This is a genomic window from Pseudoalteromonas sp. TB64 (assembly GCF_000498095.1).
Classification (GTDB): domain Bacteria; phylum Pseudomonadota; class Gammaproteobacteria; order Enterobacterales; family Alteromonadaceae; genus Pseudoalteromonas.
Genome location: NZ_AUTQ01000094.1, coordinates 49058 through 58396 on the forward strand (window position 1 = coordinate 49058; position 9339 = coordinate 58396).

The following is a 9339-nucleotide window of genomic DNA, read 5'->3' on the forward strand; positions in this document are numbered from 1 at the left end:
TTAAATTATAGCTTGTTGGACTGTTTTTCTGACATTGAGGATGATATGAAATTTGAATTAGACCGTACTGACGGAAAAGCGCGCCGCGGCCGCTTGATTTTTGACCGTGGTGTTATAGAAACACCCGCATTTATGCCTGTAGGTACTTACGGTACTGTTAAAGGTATGACACCGGATGAAGTAAAAGCAACCGGTGCACAAATATGTTTAGGTAATACTTTTCATTTAATGCTTCGCCCAGGTACTGAAATCATCAAGCAACACGGTGATTTACATGACTTTATGAATTGGGATTTCCCAATTCTAACTGATTCAGGTGGTTTTCAGGTTTTCAGTCTTGGTGCAATGCGTAAAATTACCGAAGAAGGTGTGTTATTTAGCTCACCGGTAAACGGTGAAAAAATTATGATGTCGCCAGAAAAATCAATGGAAGTACAACGTGATTTAGGCTCAGACATCGTTATGATTTTTGACGAATGTACACCATACCCTGCTACCGAAAAAGAAGCGAAAGACTCTATGGAGCTATCTCTTCGTTGGGCTAAGCGCTCTAAAGAAGGTCATGGCGATAACCCATCTGCTTTGTTTGGTATAATTCAAGGTGGTATGTACCCAGAGTTACGTGCACAATCGCAAGCCGGNGTTTTGATGGCTATGCATTAGGTGGCTTATCGGTAGGCGAGCCTAAAAACGAAATGATGAATATTCTTGATCATTGCGCGTTTAAAATGCCAGAAGACAAACCTCGTTATTTAATGGGTGTTGGTAAGCCAGAGGATTTAGTTGAATCGGTTCGCCGTGGTATAGATATGTTTGACTGTGTTATGCCAACGCGTAACGCTCGTAACGGTCACTTATTTATTACTACCGGTGTTGTTAAAATTCGTAACGCTGTGCATAAAACAGATACTGGTCCACTTGACCCTGAGTGTGATTGCCATACGTGTGGAAACTATTCACGCGCGTATTTACATCACCTTGATAAGTGTAACGAAATTTTAGGTGCACGACTAAATACAATTCATAACTTACGTTACTATCAACGTGTTATGGAAGGTTTACGTAACGCGATTAGCGAAGGTAAATTAGAAGAATTCGTAAAAGATTTTTATGCTCGCCGAGGCCAAGATGTGCCAGAGCTTGCTGATATCACAAATTAAAACTTGAAAATTAAAGAGGAAGTATCATGAGTTTATTTATTTCAAACGCACACGCAAGTGCTGGAGCTGTTGGCGCTGGCGGCGGAACTATGCAAATGCTAATAATGTTAGCTATTTTTGGTTTAGTTTTTTACTTTTTGATTTATCGCCCACAAGCTAATCGTGTTAAAGAGCATAAAAGCTTAATGAATGCGATGGCTAAAGGTGATGAAGTACTTACTCAAGGTGGTTTAGTGGGTAAAATTATAAAGATATCTGAAGATAAAGACTTCATCGTTATCTCACTAAATGAGCAAGCAGAAGTAACAGTACAAAAGTCATCTGTATCTGCGGTATTGCCAAAAGGCACAATGAAGTCGCTATAAAAATAATAAGGACGTTCCCGTGTTAAACAAGTTTCCACTTTGGAAATATTTACTTGTTTTAGCTGTGGTAGCCATTGGCCTTTTATATGCCTCTCCAAACTTGTATGGTCGCGATCCGGCTATACAAGTTTCAGGTGCTAAAGGCGCTGATGTCGATCTCAGTGTTGTAGACAAAGTAAATTCAATCCTCAAACAACATAACGTAACCGCTAAATCAACAGTACTTGAAGATGGACAAATTTTAGTTCGTTTAAAAAATGTTGAAGAGCAGCTAAAAGCGCATGATGTGCTGCGCGACTCACTTAGCGACGACTACATTTCTGCTATAAATATGGCTCCAGCTCAACCAGCGTGGTTAAAAGCGGTTGGTGGAGAACCAATGAAGCTCGGTCTTGATTTAAGTGGTGGTGTACATTTCACTATGGAAATCGACATGGCTACGGCGGTTGATAACCAACTTGAGCAAATGGAACAAGATTTTCGTAGTGATTTACGCGAAGAAAAACTACGTTACCGTAGTGTTCGACGTGTAGCCGGTTCTGAGCGTATGCGTGTAGAAATGCGTACCGAGGAAGATAAAAACGCAGCTGAAAGTGTTTTAGAAACTCGCTACCCACTAAACGTTTACATTGATGACAGCAGTAACGATAAAGCATTTTTTGCGACGATGAGTGAGCAAAAACTCAAAGGAATTCGTGACTACGCTATCAAGCAAAATGAAACGATTATTCGTAATCGTATCAACCAAATTGGTGTTGCTGAACCAAACGTACAGCGTCAAGGTTCTGAGCGTATTATTGTTCAACTTCCAGGTATTCAAGACACTGCTCGCGCTAAAGAAATATTAGGCGCTACGGCAACACTTGAATTTCGTGAAGTAGACGAAAATGCCGATGCAAGTGCTGCTGCTCAAGGTCGAATTCCTGCAGGCACTGAAATGATTATGAGCCGTGACGGTTATCCTGTGGTTCTAAAAAAACGTATTATTTTAGAAGGCAGCCATATAACTGGCGCGCAATCTGGCGCTGATGAATACCAACGTCCACAAGTAAGTATTACGTTAGATAGCAAAGGTGGGGCAAAAATGAATGCCTTTACCAAGCGTGCTATTGGCAAGCGAATGGCAACGGTATTTATTGAGTACAAGCCATCAGGTAAAAAAGATTCAGACGGTAAAGCACTTCCACCGATTAAGGTTGAAGAAGTAATTAACGTAGCAACTATTCAAGCTCGTCTTGATCGCTCGTTCCGTATTACTGGTATTGATAATCCTGCTGAAGCGCATAACTTAAGTTTATTACTACGTGCTGGAGCACTTGTAGCGCCAATTCAAATTGTTGAAGAGCGCACAGTAGGTCCAAGCTTAGGTCAAGAAAACATTGAAGCGGGTATGACTGCGGTTGCACTTGGTTTTGCGTTTGTACTTGTGTTTATGCTTGTGTACTACAAAGGCTTTGGTATGGTTGCAAACCTTGCGCTTGCGGCTAACTTAGTGCTGATTGTAGGTGTTATGTCTTTAATTCCAGGCGCTACACTTACTCTGCCTGGTATCGCAGGTATTGTATTGACGGTTGGTATGGCTGTAGATGCTAACGTACTTATTTTTGAACGTATACGTGAAGAGCTGGCCGATGGTCGTAGCCCTCAACAGGCGATTCATTTTGGTTACGATAGCGCATTTAGCACCATATTTGATGCCAACATCACTACTCTGATCGCTGCCGTTATACTGTTTGCAGTGGGCACAGGTCCAATAGCAGGCTTTGCGGTTACACTTGCGATTGGTATTTTAACTTCAATGTTTACAGCCATTGTTGGTACCCGTGCGGTAATCAACTTATTTGTTGGTGGTAAACGTGTTGATAAACTTTCGATTTAAGGAGCAGACATGCAAATTTTAAGTTTGGGTAGTAGAACCCTTCGTTTCATGTCTCTTCGTAAAGTGGCTATGGGCTTTTCGACGTTATTAATTTTAGCGTCGTTTGCATCAATTTTTGTTAAGGGTTTAAACTTTGGTTTAGATTTTACAGGCGGTACTGCTGTAGAAGTTGGTTTTTCACAACCAGCAGACCTTAAAAAAGTACGTGATGCACTAGCTGATAACGGCTTTGCAGATGCATCGGTGCAACTATTTGGTTCAAGCCAAGAGATTTTAGTTCGCTTAGCACCACGTGGTAACGATGTAAAAGCCGAAGTAATTGGTAACCAAGTAATTGATGCCCTAAAAAAAGCTGATGACAGCGTAGTAATGCGCCGTATTGAGTTTGTAGGTCCAAGTGTAGGTGAAGACTTAAAAGAGCAGGGTGGCCTAGCCATGTTAACTGCGCTTATTTGTATTTTAATCTACGTTGCATTTCGCTTTGAATGGCGTTTTGCTGTTGGTGCGGTAGGTGCACTATTACACGATGTTATTATTACTGTCGGTTTATTTTCGATACTAGGTTTGGAGTTTGACTTAACTATATTAGCGGCAATTCTTGCGGTAATTGGTTACTCACTTAACGATACAATAGTTGTATCAGACCGTATACGTGAAAACTTCCGTAAGGTACGTATCGACGATACAGTAGAGATTATAGATCTTTCACTTACTCAAACACTTAATCGTACTCTTGTAACATCAATCACCACTATTTTAGTATTGATTGCCTTGTTTGCTTGGGGCGGACAAACTATTCATGGCTTTGCAACTGCATTGCTGTTTGGTGTATTTATTGGTACTTATTCTTCTATTTATGTTGCGAGCTCTGTTGCTATTGCGATGGGTGTAAGTAAAGAAGATTTAATACCAGAAGTAATTGAAAAAGAAGGCGCAGACCAAGACGCTATGCCGTAATGGTTTTGTGACTACTTTAAAAAACCGCTCATTGAGCGGTTTTTTATTGCCTGTAATATATTTATGTTCACGATTTTTTTAGCTTTACTGTGCAAGTATGAATAAACAGTGCTAACTTTGTAGAGCGCACCATGAGTGTAACTCTGTACTATGTATTTAAAATAAGTATTAATAGCGCGGTTATTAATAAGTACAGTTACATAATATCTTCATCGTCATCTTATATTTAGGCGCTGGAAGCTATTTAGCTTAAATAACGCGATAATTTAAACTATCAATAATAACTGTTAAAACTACCGATAATAACTAAGGTGATAATTATGTTGCCATTAAAGTATTTGATTAACGTAGTAAGTTTGTTTGTATGCAGCGCTTTAGCGAGTGAGGTAAATATAGTAAATATAGTAAATATAGCGCAGGAGCAGCGTGTGCAATATGCTCGTGACGATTACCTTAACGAGCTATTAGAAAAAGCATTGGTGAGCGCACAATACCCTGCAGAGATTAACCCCGTTTTAATTCATCCCCATCAGCAACGTACTTTAATAGCGCTAGATACAAAAAATTTAGATTTATACTGGAGTATGAGCAGCCCCGAAAGAGAGTCTCTAGCTATTGCGATTAAAATCCCATTATTTAAAGGCTACATAGGTAAAAGGGCGTTATTAACAAGTAAAAACAGCGTTGCTAGATTTAAAGGTATTACTAGTTTAGAGCAGTTAGGTAAGCTTTCTGCGGTGCAAGGTCATGATTGGCCAGATACAAAAATAATGGCGTTTAATGGCTTACATATAAGGCCGCTTGCAAATTATCAGGCTATGTTTGCCTTAACAAGTGCAGGGCGTATTGATTACTTTCCACGTTCATTTATCGAGGTTAATTCAGAGCTTCTAGCTAATAAACAAAGCAACCTAGTGATAGTACCTAACTTATATATAAGTTACCCAACAGGGTTTTATTATTTTGTATCAAATAGTAAACCAGAGCTTGCAGTGGCAGTTGAAAAAGGGCTTAAAATAATGCAAAAAAATGGTGAGTTTGATACGTTGTTTGATGAATACTTTGCAAAGGATTTAAATACATTACCTTACGAAAAAGGTAAAACAGTAGAACTTAAGCTAGATAATCCTTATTTTTAGACACAAAAAAAGGAGCCTAAGCTCCTTTTTCGTCATGCTATTTATTAGCGAAGTAACGACTCAGTTAGTACTGGACGAATTTCACGAATAATTGCTTGAGTAAGTTTTGGTGAACCACAGATAATATTACCGCTGTGGTTATAGTTATTACCACCAGCAAAATCTACAACCATACCGCCAGCTTCTTTAACCATAAGTTCGCCCGCTGCAGAATTCCAAGGTTTTAAACCAATTTCAAAAAAGCCATCAACACGACCAGCAGCAACATATGCCATATCCAATGCAGAACAACCTGCACGGCGAATATCAGCTGTGTGTGCAAACAATGCTTTGAATGCTTCTGTGTATGCATCCATGTGGTGTTTATTTTTGAAAGGGAAACCAGTTGCAAGTACAGTGCCCGCAAGAACCGTAGTTTTGCTTACACGTAGACGTTTGCTATTAAGTTGAGTGCCTTGACCGCGAGATGCAGTGAAAAGCTCACCACGAATTGGATCATAAATAACGGCTTGGTCTAAACGACCTTTAACTTTAAGTGCGATAGAGACCGCGTAATGAGGGATACCTTTGATGAAGTTAGTTGTTCCATCGATAGGATCTACAATCCATTGGTAATCATCATCCTTGCCTTTATGCTCACCTAGTTCTTCACCAACAATTGAGTGAGTAGGGTAAGACTGTAAAATTGTGTCGCGAATTACGGCTTCGGCTTCTTTATCAATGTTAGTTACTAAATCGTTAGCGCCTTTTTGTTGCACTTCAACTTTTGATAAATCTTCACTTGCGCGAAGTAAAATTTTGCCTGCGTTGCGCGCAGCGCGAACCGCAATGTTTAACATTGGATGCATGGTATTACCTTTGGGTTGTAAAAGAACGTTTATATATTTCAGCCGGCGTATTTTAGCGACTTTTGACATAAAGTAAACAATAAACCCTAAATACTTATGTTTGTTTTTTATACTATATTGAAAATTTATATATTTTTAAAAAATAATAATGAGCAATTAATAAGTCATTATGTTCCTTTGTGTATTAATCAAATCGAATTAATTTTAAATAATGCTTTACCTAAAGTTAGCTTGAGGTTTTACCGTGTTCCTAACTTAATTGATAGGACAACATTATGTATTTAGAGCACGTAAACTTAGTCGCGAATGATATAAATAGTATGCTTAAATTTTACCAAGCAGCATTTCCGTATTGGTTTATAAGAAGCGAGGGAACTGGTACTTGGTATGGTAAACCAAGGCGTTGGGTACACTTTGGAGATGCGACGCAATACATTGCAATAAGCGATCACGGGGAGGGTGAAAATAGAGATTTATCAGGGCATCAAGTTGGCTTTGCGCACTTTGCCTACGTGACAAATAATTTAGATACTACAGTACAGCGTTTACAAAAAGCTGATTTTAAAGTAGCTAAAAAAGGAAGTGAAAACCCATTTAGAAAAAACGTTTATTTTATTGACCCAGCGGGCTTCGAAATTGAATTTGTTGAATACTTAAGTGATATTCCAAGTGAGAGGAATAACAACTTATAACGCATATTAGTCGTGGATATTAAGACCGCAGCATGCGGTGCCTAATAAAGTAAATACGTGATTTATATTGTAGATATAATTTTTAACGCTAACTATTGATGCGTAGAGCCACCACCTAGTTGTGCTTTTAGCTCATTAGCAAAGCTTATAAATTTTTCTTTTATAGTACGTTTTATTTTTACTTCAACCGATCCCATTACCGCTTTTCCTTCAATATGAATTGTTGGACCTTGGCGCTTGTTTAGTGAGACCGACTTATTTTCAAGGCTACTTAAAATGCAAAACATTTTAGAGACTACATTTACGTGCTCAGGTACGTAAATTTCATCACTGCCAAAAATACAGTTAACATGAATAGTTACGTTTTGATGAGCAAAAATGGCATCAGTAAAATCAAGTACAACCGATCCCATAAAGTTACTCAAATATATATTTTTTGGCACGACCCACTGACCGCTGCGCTCGTTAGAGCCTAAAATGCTGCGCAGCGTAAAGTCATCATCACTTGTTTGCTGCGCGCTGTAGTTTGGCGAAAACTGAGATTGTTTTTCAGCTTTATATTGTTGATCAGTATTAAGCGTTAAATCTTCAACCAGCATTAGTAGGGCTTTGTTGTTGGTTGCATCCATCGCATTATCTAAACGTCGTTCAAATGCATCAACAGAAATAACTCCATGGCTGTAATTATAAATTAATTGATCAATCACTTGTTCACGTACCTGTTCTATTGGACGATCTTCTAGTTTTACTGACATGGGGCATTCCTTATTATATTAACTATTGTTTATGTATAAGCAAGGCACGTACCAAATATAAAGATTTAATTAATCAATCACTTAAGTTTTATGTATTAAAAACGTATTTGTTATATTAACGATAGATTAACCAAAACAGCAATTATCTAGCTATTTTCACTACTTGAGAAATTTTTACCGATAAGCCTGTAAATAATTACTCACAACGATCATAGTGTTTATGGTTATTATTTTTTAAGTTGTTGATATATATATTTAAATAAGGTTGGCGTGAAGTTCGCATTAGTTAAAGTGTCTTTAATCAAAAGGAGAAAGATTATGAAAACATTTAACAAATCTATTATCGCGGCTTTAGTTCTTGGTACTACGGCTATGAGTGCCCAAGCAAATAGCTGGGAAAACGAAAGTAAAGATGCTTGGATTGATGGTAAGGCAGAAACAGTGCTTCTTATGAACACTAATCTAAACAACTTTGACATTAACACTGATGTAAAAAATGGCAAGGTAGTACTTACAGGTAAAGTAAATAGCGAACTAGACAAAGAGCTTGCTGAAGAACTTGTACTTAGCCTAGACGGCGTAACCGACGTTGATAATAGCCTAACGGTTGTTAACAACATGGATGCGAAAAACACTGATAAAAGCATGATGAACGACGATGATGATAACGACCTAACCGACGCTAAAATCACAACAGTAATCACAACTCGCTTCTTATTTGACTCGGAAGTTGGCGGTACAGATATTGATGTAGATACCGACAACGGTGTAGTCACCCTAAATGGCTCTGTTAAGTCAGAAGCCGAAAAGCAGCTAGCAGTTAAAATTGCTAAAAATGCTGAAGATGTTCGTGACGTAGTAGATAAACTAGCTATCGTTGCTGAATAATTTTGCATTATGAAAACCCAGCACCGCTGGGTTTTTGCTTTTTAACACTTAACTTTACTGGAGTTTAATGATGGATATCATTCGTATCATCTTGTCTGTTTTACTACCGCCACTAGGTGTGTTTTTACAAGTGGGCTTAGGTTTACACTTTTGGCTAAATATTGTATTAACGCTGCTTGGTTATTTCCCAGGGTTAATACATGCAATTTATATTATTGCGAAAAAGTAATCCCACGCGGCTTGTTGTGTAGTCAATTAATTAAAGTGAGCTTTACCTAGCTGTACTTTAATTAATTGACTCACATAGAACACTATATTTTTAACCTTTAGTATTACTACTTAAATACAATATTTATAATGAGTGAGTAATAAGCGATAAAAGCATTACCCACACACACAAAAATGCAAGCATACCCAAGCTGTATTTAATTGATGCCCGAAGAATATCTCCTTCACGACCCGTAAGCCCCACTGCACCTGCTGCAATTGCAATAGATTGTGGCGAAATGACTTTAGCGACAGCTCCCCCCGCTGTATTTGCAGCAACTAATAATGTTGGATCGACACCTATTTTAGTTGCGGTAATCGATTGAAGCTGGGCAAATAAAGTATTGTTGTTAACAACAGAGCCGGTAATAAACACGCCAAACCAGCCA

10 protein-coding genes and 1 pseudogene are annotated in these 9339 nt (G+C 38.3%); 8 read left to right on the top strand and 3 right to left on the bottom strand.

The genetic code is table 11. The features are described from left to right. The first annotated feature begins 45 nt into the window (after nucleotides 1-45). From tgt to L647_RS0106705, 5 genes and pseudogenes are all read left to right on the top strand, one after another. Nucleotides 46-1160, top strand: a pseudogene (gene tgt / locus L647_RS01000000123780) (tRNA guanosine(34) transglycosylase Tgt). A 26-nt stretch (nucleotides 1161-1186) separates the two neighbouring features. After that, complete coding sequence (gene yajC, locus L647_RS0106690) at nucleotides 1187-1525, top strand: preprotein translocase subunit YajC (protein ID WP_024610480.1); 339 nt, start codon at nucleotides 1187-1189, stop codon at nucleotides 1523-1525. 19 nt (nucleotides 1526-1544) lie between these two features. Further along, the gene (gene secD, locus L647_RS0106695; RefSeq protein WP_024610481.1) at nucleotides 1545-3404 is read left to right on the top strand and encodes a protein translocase subunit SecD; all 1860 of its coding nucleotides are present in this window, start codon (nucleotides 1545-1547) and stop codon (nucleotides 3402-3404) included. 9 nt (nucleotides 3405-3413) lie between these two features. Next, nucleotides 3414-4361 (top strand): protein translocase subunit SecF, encoded by a 948-nt coding sequence (gene secF, locus L647_RS0106700; protein WP_024610482.1) that lies wholly within the window; start codon nucleotides 3414-3416, stop codon nucleotides 4359-4361. Between the two features lie 320 nt (nucleotides 4362-4681). Continuing rightward, nucleotides 4682-5500 (top strand): transporter substrate-binding domain-containing protein, encoded by an 819-nt coding sequence (locus tag L647_RS0106705; protein WP_024610483.1) that lies wholly within the window; start codon nucleotides 4682-4684, stop codon nucleotides 5498-5500. A 44-nt stretch (nucleotides 5501-5544) separates the two neighbouring features. Here the strand turns inward: L647_RS0106705 and suhB are convergent, their stop codons facing one another. Continuing rightward, complete coding sequence (gene suhB / locus L647_RS0106710; RefSeq protein WP_024610484.1) at nucleotides 5545-6348, bottom strand: inositol-1-monophosphatase; 804 nt, start codon at nucleotides 6346-6348, stop codon at nucleotides 5545-5547. A gap of 275 nt (nucleotides 6349-6623) precedes the next feature. Here suhB and L647_RS0106715 point away from each other — a divergent pair, with 275 nt between their 5' ends. Next, on the top strand, nucleotides 6624-7040 hold the full coding sequence (locus L647_RS0106715; protein ID WP_024610485.1) for a VOC family protein: 417 nt from the start codon (nucleotides 6624-6626) through the stop codon (nucleotides 7038-7040). A gap of 92 nt (nucleotides 7041-7132) precedes the next feature. Here the strand turns inward: L647_RS0106715 and L647_RS0106720 are convergent, their stop codons facing one another. Continuing rightward, nucleotides 7133-7795, bottom strand: a complete 663-nt coding sequence (locus L647_RS0106720; protein WP_024610486.1) for a LiaF domain-containing protein — start codon at nucleotides 7793-7795, stop codon at nucleotides 7133-7135. A gap of 318 nt (nucleotides 7796-8113) precedes the next feature. Here L647_RS0106720 and L647_RS0106725 point away from each other — a divergent pair, with 318 nt between their 5' ends. Together L647_RS0106725 and L647_RS1000000125205 are read left to right on the top strand one after the other, a co-directional pair. Further along, nucleotides 8114-8683, top strand: coding sequence for a BON domain-containing protein (locus L647_RS0106725; protein WP_024610487.1), 570 nt, complete (start codon nucleotides 8114-8116; stop codon nucleotides 8681-8683). A 70-nt stretch (nucleotides 8684-8753) separates the two neighbouring features. After that, nucleotides 8754-8912, top strand: coding sequence for a YqaE/Pmp3 family membrane protein (locus tag L647_RS1000000125205; protein ID WP_033024301.1), 159 nt, complete (start codon nucleotides 8754-8756; stop codon nucleotides 8910-8912). A 123-nt stretch (nucleotides 8913-9035) separates the two neighbouring features. On the opposite strand, the gene L647_RS0106735 is transcribed toward L647_RS1000000125205, so the two are convergent. Next, a partial coding sequence (locus L647_RS0106735; protein WP_029880400.1) for an L-lactate permease occupies nucleotides 9036-9339 on the bottom strand: 304 nt, incomplete at its 5' end.

Bases quoted from the DNA above. Each gene is read 5' to 3' on its own strand.
- L647_RS0106725 (WP_024610487.1), top strand. From the start codon at position 8,114: ATGAAAACATTTAACAAATCTATTATCGCGGCTTTAGTTCTTGGTACT.
- yajC (WP_024610480.1), top strand. From the start codon at position 1,187: ATGAGTTTATTTATTTCAAACGCACACGCAAGTGCTGGAGCTGTTGGC.
- L647_RS0106720 (WP_024610486.1), bottom strand. From the start codon at position 7,795: ATGTCAGTAAAACTAGAAGATCGTCCAATAGAACAGGTACGTGAACAA.
- secF (WP_024610482.1), top strand. From the start codon at position 3,414: ATGCAAATTTTAAGTTTGGGTAGTAGAACCCTTCGTTTCATGTCTCTT.
- suhB (WP_024610484.1), bottom strand. From the start codon at position 6,348: ATGCATCCAATGTTAAACATTGCGGTTCGCGCTGCGCGCAACGCAGGC.
- L647_RS0106715 (WP_024610485.1), top strand. From the start codon at position 6,624: ATGTATTTAGAGCACGTAAACTTAGTCGCGAATGATATAAATAGTATG.
- L647_RS0106705 (WP_024610483.1), top strand. From the start codon at position 4,682: ATGTTGCCATTAAAGTATTTGATTAACGTAGTAAGTTTGTTTGTATGC.
- L647_RS1000000125205 (WP_033024301.1), top strand. From the start codon at position 8,754: ATGGATATCATTCGTATCATCTTGTCTGTTTTACTACCGCCACTAGGT.